Below are 18,193 nucleotides of genomic sequence, written 5' to 3'. Positions count from 1 at the left end.
GATTTTAACGGTTGCCAAAGGTTCAGCTATAAGCCTTACTTCTTCCCTTCCACAACAATAACTATCTCGCCTTTTGGTGGTTTATTGGTGTAATGTTCCAAAACTTCTTTGGCTGTGCCCCTAACGGTTTCTTCAAACATTTTGGTTAATTCTCTGGAAACAGAAACCGTTCTGTCTTCACCAAAATATTCGCAAAAATGCCCTAAAGTTTTTACCAATTTATGCGGACTCTCATAAAAAATGATGGTTCTTGTTTCTTCAGCTAAAAGCAGTAAACGTGTTTGCCGTCCTTTTTTAACGGGCAAAAAACCTTCAAACACAAACTTATCGTTTGGAAGTCCGGAATTTACCAAAGCAGGCACAAAAGCTGTAGCTCCAGGTAAACAATCTATTGGAATATCATTTTCAATACATGCCCGTGACAACAAAAATCCAGGATCTGAAATCGCCGGCGTTCCTGCATCACTAATTAAGGCCACCGTAGTCCCTCCTTTTAACTTCTGAATGATAGCATCGACCGTTTTATGCTCGTTATGCATGTGATGCGATTGCATATGCGTTGAAATTTCATAATGCTTTAGGAGTTTTCCCGAAGTTCGTGTGTCTTCGGCTAATATTAAATCGACATCTTTTAAAACTTCAATAGCTCTAAAAGTCATGTCTTTTAAATTCCCAATGGGAGTGGGTACAATGTAAAGTTTACTCATGGGCACAGGTAGAAAAGGCGTTCGTTTTAATTGAATTTGCCTTCTATAATTTCAATAAATCGTTCTTCAAATTCTTCTTTTCCACTCCAGTTGTTGTAATCTGGTTTCACCATATTCTGAATAAAATCTCTAGCATTTGCCAAGGTATCAATGGTGTTTAATTGCGAAATCACACGATCGTAATCTTCATTTTTACCGTCAAACAAATGCTTTATAAAAGCAATTTTATCGTTTAGACCAATATTGAATCCACCAAATTTCAATTTATCATTCAGTGATTTCTTTTGGTTCGAAACATGATTTGGAACGGGGTCAAAAATAGGCATATCTTTAAAACCCTCGGTGATTTCTTCAAAATCATCATTTAATTTAGTTACCGGTGGAATGGCTTCCTCAAAAACCGCTTCAACCTCTTCCGGTTCTTCCGGCATAAACTCCAGCATATCCTTTATTTTAGACATGGCGGGTTCGGTAATCACCTCGCGATTAGCATCATCAAAATTGACGTAAATTTTATCTTCTATTTCAATATTATCACTCACTTTATTATTAAAAGCACTGTCTAACATGCCAAAAAAGGAAGAATCATTGCCGATTTTTGGTAATTCACCATCAAAATTTTCCTCTGCAAATTTTAATACGGTAAGCGCCTCATAAAGTGCTCCCGCTTCCGCTTGCAATTTCACAACATCCTCTTTCCCTTTTAGTTTAAGAATTCTGTGTGCAATACTAACAAGATCCGATTCTAACTTCTTCTTCATTGTTTATAAAATTTTAATTATTGCAGCGTGGGCTTTTGATTTTTAATAAATTTGCGCCACCTTTATGCAAACGAATATTTCCTTTGTTTAATGAACTCGTTTCAACATTTTAAATTGGCTAAAAAAGCTCTTTTGCTCTAGTTTTTCGGCTTTTTCCCTTTCCATAGTCAAGCTATGCAAGTCATAAAAGCTTATTACTAGTCGCAAAATAACTTATTTTCGCTTCAATTAAAAGTTAAAAAAAGTTCCTTGTTAAAATTACAAAATGTTTCTTGAAAATACAGTAAATCATAAAGAACAATTTGGCTGGATTGAAGTGATCTGTGGCTCGATGTTTTCTGGTAAAACGGAAGAGCTTATTCGCCGATTAAAACGTGCACAAATCGCGAGACAAAAAGTTGAAATCTTTAAACCAGCACTCGATGTTCGTTATGATGAAGACATGGTGGTTTCGCACGACGCCAATGAAATTCGCTCTACGCCGGTTCCTGCAGCTGCTAACATCCCTATTCTGGCAGATGGTTGTGATGTCGTAGGTATAGATGAAGCCCAGTTTTTTGATGATGAAATTGTACGCGTTTGCAACGATTTAGCCAACAAAGGGGTTCGTGTTATTGTTGCTGGATTAGACATGGATTTTAAAGGCAATCCTTTTGGTCCTATGCCAAATTTAATGGCCACTGCAGAATACGTAACTAAGGTACATGCTGTTTGTACAAGAACAGGAAATTTAGCCCAGTATAGTTACCGAAAAAATAAAAATGATAGCTTGGTTTTATTAGGGGAAGTTAATGAGTACGAACCATTAAGTCGCGCTGCGTATTACAAAGCGATGACACGTGATAAAGTGAGAAACATGAAAGTTAATGATGGTGAAGAACTAAACAATAAAAAGGATCAAGATGCCTAAAGCACAAGAAACCGTGCTTGAAATCAACTTAAAAGCACTCGAACATAATTTTGATTATTTAAAATCGAAATTAAAGCCGGAAACCAAATTTATGGCCGTAGTAAAAGCCTATGCCTACGGAAGTGACTCTTGTGAAATTGCGCTTTATTTAGAAAAATTGGGTGTCGATTATTTTGCTGTTGCTTACATTGAAGAAGGTCTCGCGCTACGAAAAGGTGGTGTTACAGCTCCTATTTTAGTTTTGCATCCACAAATTGTAAACTTCGATATGTTATTAGAAAACAATTTGGAACCGAGTTTGTATAACATAAAAATATTAAAAGAATTTATTGCCGCACTTTCTGAAAAAAATATTACTGATTACCCTGTTCACCTCAAGTTTAATACGGGTTTAAACAGATTAGGATTTTGGCATACAGATGTAGATATGATATCAAATTTACTGTCTGAAACCAAAACTTTAAAAGTAGTATCGCTACTTTCTCATTTGGCAGCCAGTGAAGATTTCAACGAAAAAGAGTTCACCCTAAACCAGATTAAAGATTTTAAATCTATTGCTGAAAACTTCACCAAACAAGTGGGTTATAAACCACTGCATCATATTTGTAATACATCGGGTATTTTAAATTATCCCGATGCGCATTTTGATATGGTACGTTCTGGCATCGGACTCTATGGTTTTGGGAATTCCGAAAAGGAAAATAAGTTTTTTAAACCCATAGGAACCTTAAAAACAGTGATTTCACAAATTCACGACATTATTGAAGGTGAATCTATCGGATACAATCGCGGCTATAAAGCCACAGGAACTCTACGCTCTGCAACCCTACCCATTGGTCATGCCGATGGTATTGGCAGACAGTATGGCCATGGTAAAGGTTTTGTAACCATTCATGGCAAAAGAGCACCCATTATTGGTAATGTTTGTATGGACATGATCATGGTAAACGTTACAGATATTGATTGCGAAGAAGGTGATGAAGTTATTATTTTTGGAGAATCCCCAAATGCTGAAACATTAGCTGAAACTGCGAACACCATTTCCTACGAACTTATTACTCATATTTCTCAACGCGTTATGCGCGTTATCATTGCGTCATAGCTAAACGCTCGCAACCACCTTACCTCAGCATATCTAAAAGCAGGCCGTCTCAAGAGATTAAAATCAATAAAATTAGGCGATTGTTAAAAAAATAAACATCTGTTAAATATATAACAACGTGTTATTTGTTGTTAAAAAGCCTTTGTTTTCTGAAAATGAGGGCTTTTTTTAGATTCAAAAATAGAATTAATACTTAGTTTTGCCTTTCAGAATATTATTATAATTAGAAAAAAGATTCATTATGAAAGTTGCAGTTGTTGGAGCCACAGGTATGGTTGGCGAAGTGATGTTAAAAGTTCTTGCAGAACGTAATTTCCCAGTAACAGAATTAATTCCTGTTGCCTCAGAGCGCTCTGTTGGAAAAACAATAACCTATAAAGGAACCGATTATAAAGTGGTTGGATTAGAAACAGCTGTTTCTATGCGTCCTGATATTGCTTTATTTTCAGCTGGTGGAGACACTTCTGTAGAATGGGCTCCAAAATTTGCCGAAGCTGGTACAACTGTAGTGGACAATTCTTCTGCATGGCGTATGGATCCTACTAAAAAATTAGTAGTTCCAGAAATTAACGCAAATGAATTAACTAAAGAAGATAAAATTATAGCAAACCCTAACTGCTCAACCATTCAATTGGTTATGGCATTAGCGCCATTACATAAAGCTTTCACGATGAAACGTGTTGTAGTTTCAACATATCAATCGGTTTCAGGAACAGGTGTAAAAGCTGTGAAACAATTGGAAAATGAAATCGCAGGTATTGATGGTGAAATGGCTTACCCTTATCCTATTGGTAGAAATGCATTACCACATTGTGATGTTTTCTTAGAAAACGGTTACACTAAAGAGGAAATGAAATTAGCTCAAGAACCACAAAAAATATTAAGTGATAGCACGTTTTCTGTTTCCGCTACAGCGGTAAGAATTCCAACGGCTGGTGGGCATTCTGAATCTGTAAACGTACAGTTTGAAAATGATTTCGATTTGGCTGAAGTTCGCAAAATATTAAGCGAAACTCCAGGGGTTGTTGTGCAAGATAACACCGCTACAAACTCTTACCCAATGCCAATTTATGCACATGATAAGGATGATGTTTTTGTTGGTCGTATTAGACGTGATGAAACACAACCAAACACCTTAAACATGTGGATTGTTGCCGACAACCTTAGAAAAGGTGCTGCAACAAACACGATTCAAATTGCTGAATACCTAATTAAAAATGAATTAGTTTAATTCATCTTTAACTTTATAAAGTTTAACTCCTGCAGACTTATGTAGGAGTTTTTTTTGTTTTGGCCACCAAAGCAATGAAATTTAAAACGTATTACCCACCATACCTTACTAAAATGTAAGATTTCTGTTTGGTTTTCCTTATTTTTGAAACTATAAAAGTATTCAATTATGTATAAAACCCTATGTTCAGTATTAGTCCTAACAATTTTTATGGCCTGCAAACAAAACGAAAGTAAAAAGCACAAAATTTTAGCCTCATATCCAGAAAGCAAAAAAGTAGACAGCGTTGATACTTATTTTGGGGTTAAAGTTAAAGACCCTTACCGCTGGTTAGAAGATGATAGAAGTCCAGAAACAGAGGCTTGGGTGGTTGCAGAAAACAAAGCAACAAACGATTACTTAAAGCAAATTCCATATAGAGATACCTTAAAACAAAGACTTTCCGAACTTTGGAACTACGAAAAAGTAGGCGCTCCCTTTATTGAAGGCGATTATACCTATTTTTATAAAAATGATGGCTTACAAAACCAACATGTGATTTATAGAAAAAAAGGAGATGGCGCCCCTGAAATTTTCTTAGATCCAAATACATTTTCAATGGATGGCACGGTTTCCTTGGGCGCCTTAAGTTTTTCTAAAAATGGTGAAATTTTAGCCTATTCTATTTCAGAAGGTGGTAGCGATTGGCGCAAAGTAATCATCATGGATACTGAAACTAAAGAAATAACGGAAGACACCCTTGTCGATATTAAATTCTCAGGGCTTTCTTGGTTTAAAAATGAAGGTTTCTATTACTCGAGTTACGACAAACCAAAGGGTAGCGAACTTTCGGCCAAAACAGATCAACATAAAGTATATTATCACAAATTAGGAACACCACAAAATGAAGACACCTTAATTTACGGTGGTACTCCAGAAGAAAAACACAGATATACTACAGCCCATGTCACCGAAGATGATAAATATCTACTTTTATCACTAAGTATCTCTACTTCAGGAAATAAATTATTATTAAAAGATCTAAGCAAACCAAACAGTCCCTTTGTTAGCATATTAGATCACGACAATAGCGATACACAAGTTTTAACCAACCAAGGCAGTAAGCTATTTTTAGAAACGAATTTAGATGCGCCTAATAAAAAAATTGTTACTGTTGATGCCTCAAACCCAACTCCAGAAAATTGGGTCGATTTAATCCCAGAGACTGAGCAAGTTTTATCGCCCGCAACAAGTGGTAATTATATCTTAGCACACTATATGGTAGATGCCATTTCTAAAGTTAAGCAATATAATTTTGATGGTACTTTAGTTAGGGAAATCAAACTACCTGGACTTGGAACAGCAAGTGGTTTTGGTAGTAAAAAAGATGAAAACATAGATTATTTTCACTTTACAAATTATTACACACCAGGCAGCAACTACAGTTTAAACACTGAAACAGGCGAAGTCAAATCATATTGGCAACCATCCATAGATTTTAATAGTAGTGATTACGAAAGTCATCAAGTCTTTTATACTTCAAAAGATGGTACTAAAGTACCGATGATGATTACACATAAAAAAGGTTTAAAATTAAACGGAAAAAACCCTACAATGCTATATGCTTATGGTGGTTTCAACATCAGTTTAACCCCTTCATTTAGCATCGCAAACGCCGTTTGGATGGAACAAGGTGGTATTTATGCTGTTCCAAATTTACGCGGTGGCGGCGAATATGGTAAAGCATGGCATGATGCAGGTACCAAAATGCAAAAACAAAATGTATTCGACGATTTCATAGCAGCTGGAGAATATTTAATTAAAAACAACTATACATCGTCTGAATTCTTAGCCGTTCGCGGCGGATCCAACGGCGGATTATTGGTTGGAGCAACCCTAACACAACGCCCCGATTTAATGCGTGTGGCCTTACCGGCTGTTGGCGTTTTAGACATGCTACGTTACCACACATTTACCTCTGGAGCAGGTTGGGCCTACGATTATGGAACTTCTGAAGACAGTAAAGCAATGTTTGAATACCTTAAAGCCTATTCGCCAGTGCATCAAGTAAAACAAGACATTCAATACCCAGCCACCTTGGTAACTACTGGCGATCACGACGACCGTGTGGTTCCAGCACATAGTTTTAAATTTGCTGCAGCTTTACAAGCAAATCAAACTGGTAATCACCCAGTTTTAATCAGAATCGAAACCGATGCTGGCCATGGCGCAGGGACACCTGTAAGTAAAATAATTGATCAATATGCCGATATTTTTGGCTTCACACTTTATAATATGGATTTTGAAACCTTACCAAATAGTAATTAAACCGAAGTAACCGAGTAGTACAAAATACATCTTAAACAAAAAGGCTAAATTTCATGATTATTGAATTTGGCCTTTTTGTTTATAACAGCAGGTTCTCGTTTAAAAGATTTAGAGCAAGAAATAATGCTATCAATTATTTTAAAACAGACTTGTTGTATAACGGAAGATATTTAATCTCAAAGTATCTTATTTACTTTTGTTATTTTTTGAATAAATTTGCGCGTTTACAAATTTAAAAAACGCAATCTATTCCCGCGGAACACACCTTATATGCTTAGCGTAGAACACCTTACTTTTTCTTACCATAAAAAGCCTGTTTTAAATGATATTTCATTTCAAGTACAACCAGGAGAACATCTTGCCATTATTGGAGAAAGTGGCTGCGGAAAAAGTACGCTTTTAAAAGTCCTGTACGGCGAATATGATTTAGATGATGGCCATATTTTCTGGAAGGATCAAGAAATTCTTGGTCCGAAATTTAATCTCGTTGTGGGTTACGATTTCATGAAATATGTAGCTCAAGAATTTGACTTGATGCCTTTTATTTCGGTTGAAGAAAACATAGGTAAGTTCCTGTCTAACTTTTATCCCGAAGAAAAAAAAGAACGTACAGCCGAATTACTAGAAGTTGTAGAACTCACAGCTTTTGCCAAAACAAAAGTTAAAATTTTAAGTGGTGGCCAAAAACAGCGTGTAGCTTTAGCTCGTGCGTTGGCCAAACAACCAGAAATCATGCTTTTAGATGAACCTTTTAGCCATATTGACAACTTTAAAAAACAAAGTTTACGCCGTAATGTTTTTAAGTACCTTAAAGAAAAAAATATTAGCTGTGTAGTCGCGACTCATGATAAAGAAGATGTTCTTGGTTTTGCAGACCATATGATCGTTTTAAACAACAATAAAATTGTAGAGAACAATTCCCCCGAAAAATTATTTAAAAGCCCTAAAAAACCTTTAATCGCCTCTTTTTTTGGAGAGTTTAATACGATCGCTGGGGAAATTATCTATGCACATCAATTACATGTAGTAAAACACTCAAAATGGCAAGCTACGGTTAAACGTGTTTTCTTTAAAGGGCATTTTTATTTGATTGAAGCTGAATTAAATAATCAAACCATTTTTTTTGAACATGATACAGCGCTTAATCTATCAGATATCGTATTTGTTTCAGTGAAATAAAAAAAATTAAAAGACATCTTTGATTTCAAAACTATCAGTTCTAAAAGTCACGGTATCCCCCTTGGTTTTTCCCAAGAGCAACTGACCAATAGGTGTATTCGCAGAAATCGCATAAAACCGTTCATCCTTAAAAAGTAATTCTCCAGCGCTTATCGCGATAAAATAATTAGCCTTGTTGGTATACACCACACTACCTAAACCAATGGTTTTAGATGATGAATCTGGATTCACCTTAGCTAAAATTTCTTTTATTTTTTGAATTTCGGCCAATTGATTTCCTGCCTTCTCACGTTCCAACTGAAGCATAGCACGTCCAGTTTCATGCTTATCACCGGCACTACTTTTGGTTTCAGAAGTTAAAGATTCCTGAATTTCGCTAATCGTATTTTGAATGGTTTCAAACCTACTTTCAACAAAAGCTTGACACAAAATATACAGCTCGGCCTTAATGTTTTCCTTTTCCATGATCTTTCTTTTCAAACTTTAGGGTTCCAAAATAACGCATTTGCTTAACAATCCACGCTTTTCTTGATTGTATATAGGCTGTTGCTGGTGATGCTTTATATTTTCTAGGGCTAGGTAAAATAGCAGCTACCGCTGCTGCTTCATATTTAGTTAAGTTCTTAGCTGGCTTTTTAAACCAATATTGTGATGCGGCTTCTGCGCCATAAATGCCGTTGCCCATTTCAATACTGTTTAGATACACTTCTAGAGTGCGCTCTTTAGACCAACAAAGCTCTATTAAAAAGGTAAAATACGCTTCGAAACCTTTTCTTAACCAGCTACGCTCTGGCCAAAGAAATACATTTTTAGCGGTTTGCTGGCTAATCGTGCTGCCTCCTTTTAATCTCTTACCTTTATTATTCGAAGTTATGGCTTTTTCAATGGCTTTATAATCAAAACCATTGTGCTTCAAAAAATTTTGATCTTCACTACAAATAACGGCAAGTTGTAGGTTTTTAGAAATAGCGTCCATGGAAACCCAATCGTGTTTTAATATTTTCTTGCTATCCTTTTCAAAATAACGAAAAGCCATTAAGGGCGTAAAAGGTACTGGAGCCCATTTAAACAGGAGTACCAAACCTAATGATAACACAACAAACCAAAAACAAATTTTTAATAAAAACCGCAATAAACCCTTCATCAAACACGTATAATTTTTAGCAATAATACTAAAATTAGAGCATAAAAAAACTCCGAAATCGCTTCCGGAGTTTTAATCATTTATGATATTATTATTTTTCCATAACAAAATCTTCCATAAACTTGGTAGTATAATTACCAGCCAAATAATCTGGATGATCCATTAACTGTCTGTGGAAAGGAATCGTTGTTTTAATACCCTCAATTACAAACTCATCTAAAGCACGTTTCATTTTATTGATCGCTTCTTCTCTCGTTTGCGCCGTTGTAATCAACTTAGCAATCATAGAATCGTAATTTGGTGGAATAGCGTAACCAGCATAAACATGAGTATCTAAACGTACACCATGACCTCCTGGCGCATGTAATGTTGTAATCATTCCTGGTGATGGTCTAAAACCATTAAAAGGATCTTCAGCATTAATTCTACATTCTATAGAGTGTAATTTTGGCAAGTAGTTTTTACCTGAAATTGGCACACCGGCAGCCACTAAAATTTGCTCACGAATTAAATCGAAATCAATAACTTGTTCGGTAATTGGGTGCTCTACTTGAATACGCGTATTCATTTCCATGAAGTAGAAGTTTCTGTGTTTATCTACTAAAAATTCGATAGTTCCAGCACCTTCGTACTTAATATATTCTGCTGCTTTTACAGCGGCTTCGCCCATTTTTTTACGCAATGCTGCAGTCATGAATGGAGAAGGTACTTCTTCTGTTAATTTTTGATGACGACGTTGAACAGAGCAATCTCTTTCTGATAAGTGACATGCTTTACCGGTAGAATCACCAACAATTTGAATTTCAATATGTCTTGGTTCTTCAATAAGTTTCTCCATGTACATATCGTCATTTCCAAAGGCCGCTTTAGATTCCTGTCTCGCAGAATCCCAGGCATCTCTAAGATCTTCTTTCTTAAAAACACCACGCATCCCTTTACCACCACCACCAGCTGAAGCTTTAAGCATCACTGGATAACCGGTTTCTTCGGCTATTTTCTCGCATTCTTCAAACGATTCAATAACACCTTCACTACCTGGTACACATGGTACGCCCGCAGCTTTCATGGTTGCCTTGGCATTGGCCTTATCCCCCATTCTATCAATCATTTCTGGAGAAGCTCCGATAAATTTAATACCGTGTTCTTCACAAATTTTTGAGAATTTTGCGTTTTCAGATAAGAATCCGTAACCTGGATGAATGGCATCTGCATTAGTAATTTCTGCTGCAGATATAATATTAGACATTTTTAAATAAGACTCGCTACTTGCCGCTGGCCCAATACAAACCGCTTCATCAGCAAATTTTACGTGTAGACTTTCTTCATCGACCGTAGAATATACAGCGACGGTTTTAATGCCCATTTCCTTACAGGTTCTAATAACACGAAGTGCTATCTCTCCTCTATTGGCTATTAATATTTTTTTAAACATCTTGTTTGAATTAGATTAAATAGAAAATCGGAATATGCAATAATTAGATATTTTCACCTAATCACTAAACCCGAACAATCTAAAATTTAAGATGGGTCTACTAAAAATAATGGTTGATCAAATTCAACCGGAGAAGAATCATCAACTAATATTTTAACAATCTTTCCTGAAACTTCAGATTCAATTTCATTGAAAAGCTTCATCGCTTCAATAATACAAAGAACATCACCTTCTCCAATGGTCTGACCTACCTCAACAAATAATGGCTTATCTGGAGATGGCTTTCTGTAAAAAGTACCGATAATTGGTGATTTGATTGTAATATATTTTGAATCTTCTGCTGCTGGAGCTGGGGCTGCTGGTGTTGCGGCTTGAGCTGCAGCTTCTGCAACAGGTGCTGCAGGAAGTGGTTGCGCTACTTGTGCTGGAACTTGATGCACGATAGTCGTATCAGATTCTGATCCTGTTCTAATCGTGATTTTGATATCGTCCATTTCTAATTTAACTTCACTCGCCCCCGATTTGGCAACAAATTTAATTAAGTTCTGAATTTCTTTTATATCCATAATATTGCTAATTAATTAGTGGTTAGTTTTTAGAGTTGTACGCCCATTTTAAATAAATAGACCCCCAATTGAATCCGCCTCCAAAAGCGGCAAATATAACATTATCTCCCTTTTTTAATTGTGATTCGTAATCATTTATTAACAAAGGTAAGGTAGCTGATGTTGTATTCCCATACTTGTGAATATTAATCATCACTTTTTCATCCTCTAAATCAATACGTTGGGCTGTAGCATCGATGATTCTTTTATTTGCTTGATGAGCCGCTAACCAGTCCACGTCATTTTTGGTTAGATTATTACGTTTTAAGATTTTTTCAGCAGCATCTGCCATGTTAAACACGGCATTCTTAAACACTGTTCTTCCTTCTTGAAAAGCATAATGACCACCATTTGCTAAAACTTCAGCCGTTAAGGCATGAGAAGACCCTCCATAAGTGGCTTGTAAAAACTCACGTCCAGATCCATCACTTCTTAAGTATTCATCTTTAAGCCCTAGACCTTCATCATTAGCTTCAAATAGAACCGCACCCGCACCATCACCAAAAATAATACACGTTGCTCTATCTTTATAATTAATTATTGAAGACATTTTATCTGCTCCAATAAGTAAGACATTTTTATATCTTCCAGATTCAATATAACTGGCAGCAACAGACATACCAAACAAGAAACTCGAACAAGCAGCATCCATATCGAAGGAAAAGGCGTTTGTTGCGCCTATTTCGGTTGCGGTGAATGAAGCTGTCGATGCCGCTTTCATATCTGGCGTAGCGGTAGCCACGATAACCAATTCGATATCTTTAGGATCTAAATTGTTCTTATCAATTAAGTTTTGTGCTGCTTTTATAGCAAGGAAAGATGTCCCTTTACCATCGTCTTTTAAAATACGACGTTCTTTGATACCTGTTCTGGAGGTTATCCATTCATCATTGGTATCAACCATCGTTTCTAAGATCTGATTGGTTAACACGTATTCTGGCACATATGCACCTACAGCTGTAATTGCCGCTGAGATTTTACTCATAACTTTATAGTTAATTTGACCAAAAATTTATTAAAAATGGACAAAAACGTTCAAAATTTGGCGAAAACTACTAAATCTTGAAGTAATATTCTGCAAATTACGCGTTTTTGTTAATCATAAAAATTAAATCATAAAAAAAACGCTCATAAATGAGCGTTTTTTAATATGCATGCATAATTAATTATGCAACATTTTCTATTTCTGCAGAATTATCAATCAAAATTTGACCTCTGTAGTATAATTTTCCTTCATGCCAGTGTGCTCTATGGTATAAGTGAGCCTCACCTGTTGTTGGGCAAGTCGCAATCTGTGGCGCAGTTGCTTTGTAATGTGTTCTTCTTTTATCTCTTCTTGTTTTCGAGATTTTTCTCTTAGGATGTGCCATTTTATGTTTTTATTTATCCGTTAATAATTTCTTTAATGTATTCCAACGAGGATCAATGTCCTCTGACTTGTCTTTTTCTTTATCTTCCTTAAGCTTCGGGCTTAACTCTTCTAATTTTTTGAGTATTTCTGAATTTAGCGTACCATCTTCAACACCTGGATGTATTCTTTTAATAGGAACTGCAAGTATAATTAACTCATAAATATATTGCTGAATATTAATTTCGTACGTCCCATGAGGAACAATTAATAAGTCAATATTTTCATCGTTATACGCATCACCAAAATTCACCACCAAATCAAATTCATTTTCGATGTCTTGATTATAAGGTTCGTTGGTTAAATCGCAATTCACGTTAACCCATCCTGAAATTTTAAAATGTAACTCTAATAATGTTGACTTCTTTTCTAAAATAAGATCTACATTAACCTTTACATTGTTAAAATCTTCATACTCAAAATGTTCAAAGAACGGCTGTTCAACTTCATACTCAAAATGATGTTTGCCAATTTTTAACCCTACAAATGGAATTGTAAACTCTTTTAACGACTTCATAATCACATCTATTTTGAGCCCGCAAATATATAAATTTTTATTTACGCAGCATTACTTATTAACATTTTTTTGTTTATATCTTAAATATCTTTCGATTCATCCGAAAAACCTAGGAATCAACTTCTTAAGCATATAAATTACCCTAATTTTTACCAACTTGACAAATATAACTCATTAACCAATCTATTTATTATTAAGCAATTAAAAAATAGACTAGCATTTAACGACCATCCCTCTTATAAATAAAATAAAGATGATTCACCTCTTAATAGGACTAATTTTGCAAGGTAGCATCATTCTGTTCTTGCTCAGACAACCATCCTCCACCAAGTGCTTTATAAAGTTTTACATAGCCATTAAATAGTTGTTGAGTAGTTTCTGACAGACTAAGTTCCGCATCAAAAGCTTGCCTCTGACTCTCTATCAACTCAAGAAAACTTGTAACCCCCTTATCATAACGTTCTCTTGAAAGCCTAAGCGCATTTTTCGCTGCATTAACATGGTCTTGCCTTGCTAATCGCTGATCTTTTAAAGTTGATATCTCCACAAGCGCATCTTCAACTTCCTGAAATGCTGTAATAACGGTTCGCTCGTACTCATACATGACCTGTTCGGTTTTCCTCCTTTGAATTTCCACACGTCGTTTATTCTTTCCAAACTCAAACAAAGGACCTAATAAACTACCGCCTATAGCAAATGCGGCAGGGTTTAAATTTAAAGTAGACACGTCCGAACTAACTGCACCAAACAAACCTGTTAAGTTTATAGCAGGAAATCGCTGGGCAACGGCAACCCCGACATTTGCCGTTTGTGCATGTAACAAAGCCTCAGCTTGTAAAACATCTGGTCTTCGCTCCATTAATAAAGAAGGCAAACCTACAGGTATATCCGGTGGTAACTGTTGATCCTCCAATTTAACTCCAGTATGTATAGGCCCTGGGCTTCTACCTAATAATACACTTAAAGCATGCTCTGTTTGTGCTACCTGTCGCTGATATAGCGGGACAGCTGAAGCCGCAATGGCACGTTGTATCTGGGCTTGATTCAAGTCAATTTCAGGCACTATACCATAATCATATCGCGCCTGAATGATGTTTTCAGATTCTTGTCGTAATTCAAGGGTTTTTCGCGATATATACTCACGCCATTTATAATCTAATAAAAGATAATGTGTTCCTACAATTGCAGAAATTAAGCCAATCTGTACCGTTCTTTGACCATACTCTGAAGCTACCAGTTCTGCCCTTGCGGCCTCACTAGACCGCCTATATTTTCCCCAAAAATCTAATTCCCAATTAAGAGTACCAAAACCAGTAAACATATTACTAGTGGCTAGACCTGGGGTAGCTTGACCTCCAATAACATTTCCTCGAGTTGCTCCGGCACTATACCCAAACTTTGGCCACAAATCTGCATTATTAAAGCCCAATTGTGCCGCGGCTTGTTCGATTCTACTTGAGGCAATTAAAACATCTTTATTTTCGGCAAGACCAATTTTAATCAATGTATCTAGTACCGGATCATTAAACAGTTTCCACCAGCTTATATTCAACACAGAATCCTGTGTAGCGAGTTTTAGACTATCATAACGATAAACAGCAACTGAATCTATTTTATTTCGATTAGCCTTAAAATTAGGCCCTACTTTACAGGCATTAAATGCTACAATACATAATAAAATGACAACTATAAATGAAATCTGACTTTTCCTAATTTTCATCATTTTAGTTAGAAATTTTAGTTTGGTTAGCCAATTCCTTTTCTCTTTTTTTCTCATATCCAGCTATTTTACCTATAAGAACAAATAACATAGGGTAGAAGAACACACCGAGTATTGTTGCCATACTCATACCTCCAAGTAATGCCATTCCCATAACTTTCCTCGATTCCGCCCCTGATCCTGTTGCTATAACTAAAGGAAATACCCCTAATATAAATGAGAATGCTGTCATGAGGATAGGTCGGAATCGCGATTTTGCAGCTAGAATTGCGGCATCAAACAAACTCGCTCCTTTCTTAAATTCATCATTAGCAAATTCAACAATAAGTATTGCATTTTTGGCAGCCATTCCTATAAGCATCACGAATGACACCTGAGCGAAAATATTATTTTCAAAAGTTGGACTAAAAAAACGCGCTACCCAAAGAAATACAAGCGCTCCAAAAATAGCAAACGGCGTACCAAGTAATATAGAAAAAGGTAAAGACCAACTCTCATATTGTGCCGATAGTATAAGAAAAACGAAGATTAGCGAAAACGCAAGAATAACCATTAGGGAACCTGAAGACTTCTTCTCTTGAAACGACATGGCATTCCAACTATAATTCATATCTGAAGGAAGCACCTCATCTCCTACTTCCTCAAGAGCAGCAATAGCTTGCGCAGAAGTATATCCTGGAGCCGGCCCACCGGTAACTTCCACCGCCCGATAAAGATTAAACCTATTTGTATAATCTGGACCTGAAATGGGCCGCACAGTCGCTATAGTTGCGAGAGGAACCATATCTCCTTTGTTATTTTTTACAAAGAAATTATTAATTTTTGATTCATCTACCCGATATTCTGGTTCTGCCTGTATATAGGTTTTATAAAGTCTTCCGAACCTTGTAAAGTTATTCACATAGGCACCCCCCATAAATGCACCTATAGTCGTATATAAATCACTAAGAGAGACCCCTAATTTAAGTGCTTTCTCTTTATCAATATCTAAATATCTTTGTGGCACATTGGCCTGAAACGTAGTAAATGCCGACCCAATTTCAGGTCGTTCGTTCGCCGCCTTAATAAATTTCATGGTGTTTTCACCTAAGTATTCTGGCGTATTACCACCACGATCCTGAATCATAATACTAAAACCCGAGCCATTCCCTAATCCCGGCAAGGCCGGCGGGCCAAAAGCAAATACCTGAGCGCCCTTTATTTTTTTAGCGAATTCCCTATTTAAATTATCTATTACCTCTTTAGCCGTTAAGTCCCTATCTCCCCATTCGGAAAGTGTTGCAAACATAAAACCGTTATTGGGAACCGCAGATCCAGCAAGGATACTATACCCAACAGCAGTTGTTAAATAGGTAACATCTGGGTTGTCTGTAATAATCGTTTCAACTTCCTTTGCAATAGCGTCAGTTCTTTGAATAGAAGCCGCATTAGGCAATTGAATATTAACATACAAATAACCCATATCCTCTTCAGGAATAAATCCTCCAGGAACCATACTACCGAAAACTCCAGCACCTACAGATAAAATTACAATAAATATCACACCTCGCTTTAGTTTTCTAGCTATAACATTTGTAAAACTCATATAGGCATCTGTAGACCTATCCATACCTTTATTGAATTTTTCAAAAAACCAGCCTAAAGGTCCTTTGTACGGTTTTGGCTCTTTTAATAAAAGTGAACTTAATGCTGGACTTAATGTTAATGCATTTACTGATGACACCAATACAGAAACAACAATTGTAATTGCAAACTGCTGATACAATAACCCGGTAATTCCCGCCATAGCAGCAACTGGAATAAAAACTGCAACCAAAACCAAGGTTGTAGCTATCACAGGCGCGGTTACTTTTTTCATGGCATCAAACGTCGCCTCACGAGAGTTCATACCTTTAGCAATATTAACTTGTACAGCTTCTACCACCACAATAGCATCATCAACCACAATACCAATAGCTAAAACTAATCCCAATAAAGATAACACGTTAATGGTGAAACCTAAAAGTGGGAAAAATATAAAAGTTCCAATCAAGGAAACAGGAATTGCAAGCGTAGGAATTAATGTTGCACGCCAATCTTGAATAAAAACGAACACCACTAATACAACTAAAAGCAATGCAACAATTAAGGTGACAATAATATCTTTAATACCAGCAGTAATTGGTAATGTAGAATCTAACGAGACATCATACTCTATACCTTCTGGGAAATTTTTTGACAGATTATCCATCTCCGAAAGAACGTTCTCTGCTAATTCTACGGCATTAGACCCAGGCGCTTGATATACGGTGATAATGGCACAGGTTTTTTTGTTCATTCTAGGAATCATAGCATAAGCTTCTACGCCTAGATTAACAGTAGCAACATCCCTTATTTTCACCTGAGATCCATCTTCATTTGTTCGTACTACAATATCCTCAAAGGCCTCAGCGGAATTAAACCTTTCTGGCAATCGTACAGTATAAGTAAATTCTGTACCCGCGGGAGCTGGTTCTGCTCCAAATTTACCCCCCGGAACAATAACATTTTGTTCATTAATAGCATTTAGAATTTCGGGTACGGTTATACCCATTTTGGCAAGTAAATCTGGTTTTACCCAAATTCTCATTGAATAATCGGAAGTCCCTAGAATATCTACACGTCCAATACCTTTGATACGCGATAATTGATCTTTGATATTAATCAACGCATAATTACCAAGAAATTCTTGATCGTATCTTCCATCGGAAGTTAGAGATACAGCCAACATAATGTTAGGCAATGATTTTTTAGTAGACACCCCGAACTTCGTTACCTCTTGAGGCAATTTTGCAGAGGCTGCAGATACTCTGTTTTGAGCTAGTACCGTATTCATATCTGGGTCTGTACCAACATCAAATGAAATATCGATAACCATGCTACCATCGTTTGCATTGGTCGATTTCATATAAATCATATTGTCGACTCCATTAATTTCTTGCTCCAATGGTGTAGCAACGGACTCTTCAACACTAATAGCATTCGCTCCTGTATAATTGGCCCTTACCTGAACAATAGGGGGCGTAAGACTTGGATATTGCTCAATTGGCAGTCCAATTAACGATACACTACCAACAATGACAATGACGATAGCAATGACGATGGCCACAATTGGCCTCCGAACAAAGAAATTACCTGAGTTTTCAGCCATC

16 protein-coding genes are annotated in these 18,193 nt (G+C 36.4%); 5 read left to right on the top strand and 11 right to left on the bottom strand.

Annotation, left to right across the window (positions count from 1 at the left end):
* Window positions 1–35: 35 nt before the first annotated feature.
* Together rsmI and KO493_RS03380 are read right to left on the bottom strand one after the other, a co-directional pair.
* On the bottom strand, window positions 36–707 hold the full coding sequence (gene rsmI, locus KO493_RS03385; RefSeq protein ID WP_216066538.1) for a 16S rRNA (cytidine(1402)-2'-O)-methyltransferase: 672 nt from the start codon (window positions 705–707) through the stop codon (window positions 36–38).
* A gap of 26 nt (window positions 708–733) precedes the next feature.
* A complete protein-coding gene (locus KO493_RS03380; protein ID WP_216066537.1) occupies window positions 734–1,468 on the bottom strand; it encodes a hypothetical protein in 735 nt (244 codons plus the stop codon).
* Between the two features lie 265 nt (window positions 1,469–1,733).
* On the opposite strand from KO493_RS03380, the gene KO493_RS03375 reads away from it, so the two are divergent.
* From KO493_RS03375 to KO493_RS03355, 5 genes are all read left to right on the top strand, one after another.
* Window positions 1,734–2,378: a thymidine kinase gene (locus KO493_RS03375; protein WP_216066536.1), complete on the top strand. Its 645-nt coding sequence runs from the start codon at window positions 1,734–1,736 to the stop codon at window positions 2,376–2,378.
* Complete coding sequence (gene alr / locus KO493_RS03370) at window positions 2,371–3,480, top strand: alanine racemase (protein ID WP_216066535.1); 1,110 nt, start codon at window positions 2,371–2,373, stop codon at window positions 3,478–3,480. Before KO493_RS03375 ends, alr begins: the two co-directional genes overlap by 8 nt.
* A 241-nt stretch (window positions 3,481–3,721) precedes the next feature.
* Complete coding sequence (locus tag KO493_RS03365; RefSeq protein ID WP_216066534.1) at window positions 3,722–4,711, top strand: aspartate-semialdehyde dehydrogenase; 990 nt, start codon at window positions 3,722–3,724, stop codon at window positions 4,709–4,711.
* 210 nt (window positions 4,712–4,921) lie between these two features.
* Window positions 4,922–7,018 carry a prolyl oligopeptidase family serine peptidase gene (locus KO493_RS03360; RefSeq protein ID WP_436839520.1) on the top strand — a complete coding sequence of 699 codons (2,097 nt, stop codon included), beginning with the start codon at window positions 4,922–4,924 and terminating at the stop codon, window positions 7,016–7,018.
* Between the two features lie 270 nt (window positions 7,019–7,288).
* Window positions 7,289–8,197, top strand: coding sequence for an ABC transporter ATP-binding protein (locus KO493_RS03355; RefSeq protein WP_216066532.1), 909 nt, complete (start codon window positions 7,289–7,291; stop codon window positions 8,195–8,197).
* A 6-nt stretch (window positions 8,198–8,203) separates the two neighbouring features.
* On the opposite strand, the gene KO493_RS03350 is transcribed toward KO493_RS03355, so the two are convergent.
* The 9 genes from KO493_RS03350 to KO493_RS03310 all read right to left on the bottom strand — a co-directional run bounded on the left by KO493_RS03350 (window position 8,204) and on the right by KO493_RS03310 (window position 18,192).
* Window positions 8,204–8,662 carry a GreA/GreB family elongation factor gene (locus KO493_RS03350; protein ID WP_216066531.1) on the bottom strand — a complete coding sequence of 153 codons (459 nt, stop codon included), beginning with the start codon at window positions 8,660–8,662 and terminating at the stop codon, window positions 8,204–8,206.
* The gene (gene mtgA, locus KO493_RS03345) at window positions 8,643–9,341 is read right to left on the bottom strand and encodes a monofunctional biosynthetic peptidoglycan transglycosylase (protein ID WP_216066804.1); all 699 of its coding nucleotides are present in this window, start codon (window positions 9,339–9,341) and stop codon (window positions 8,643–8,645) included. Before mtgA ends, KO493_RS03350 begins: the two co-directional genes overlap by 20 nt.
* Before the next feature lie 91 nt (window positions 9,342–9,432).
* A complete protein-coding gene (accC, locus tag KO493_RS03340; RefSeq protein WP_216066530.1) occupies window positions 9,433–10,773 on the bottom strand; it encodes an acetyl-CoA carboxylase biotin carboxylase subunit in 1,341 nt (446 codons plus the stop codon).
* An 86-nt stretch (window positions 10,774–10,859) separates the two neighbouring features.
* Window positions 10,860–11,339, bottom strand: a complete 480-nt coding sequence (accB, locus tag KO493_RS03335; protein WP_216066529.1) for an acetyl-CoA carboxylase biotin carboxyl carrier protein — start codon at window positions 11,337–11,339, stop codon at window positions 10,860–10,862.
* 22 nt (window positions 11,340–11,361) lie between these two features.
* Window positions 11,362–12,363, bottom strand: a complete 1,002-nt coding sequence (locus KO493_RS03330) for a beta-ketoacyl-ACP synthase III (RefSeq protein WP_216066528.1) — start codon at window positions 12,361–12,363, stop codon at window positions 11,362–11,364.
* Between the two features lie 181 nt (window positions 12,364–12,544).
* Complete coding sequence (gene rpmF / locus KO493_RS03325) at window positions 12,545–12,748, bottom strand: 50S ribosomal protein L32 (protein ID WP_216066527.1); 204 nt, start codon at window positions 12,746–12,748, stop codon at window positions 12,545–12,547.
* Between the two features lie 9 nt (window positions 12,749–12,757).
* A complete protein-coding gene (locus tag KO493_RS03320; protein WP_216066526.1) occupies window positions 12,758–13,303 on the bottom strand; it encodes a YceD family protein in 546 nt (181 codons plus the stop codon).
* A gap of 274 nt (window positions 13,304–13,577) precedes the next feature.
* On the bottom strand, window positions 13,578–15,026 hold the full coding sequence (locus tag KO493_RS03315) for an efflux transporter outer membrane subunit (protein ID WP_216066525.1): 1,449 nt from the start codon (window positions 15,024–15,026) through the stop codon (window positions 13,578–13,580).
* Between the two features lies 1 nt (window position 15,027).
* A complete protein-coding gene (locus tag KO493_RS03310) occupies window positions 15,028–18,192 on the bottom strand; it encodes an efflux RND transporter permease subunit (RefSeq protein ID WP_216066524.1) in 3,165 nt (1,054 codons plus the stop codon).
* Window position 18,193: the final 1 nt, after the last annotated feature.

Source organism: Pseudotamlana agarivorans (genome assembly GCF_018860245.1).
GTDB lineage: Bacteria > Bacteroidota > Bacteroidia > Flavobacteriales > Flavobacteriaceae > Pseudotamlana > Pseudotamlana agarivorans_A.
The sequence above is the reverse complement of the archived record's forward strand: the minus strand, read 5'-3'. Positions and strand labels throughout refer to the sequence as shown.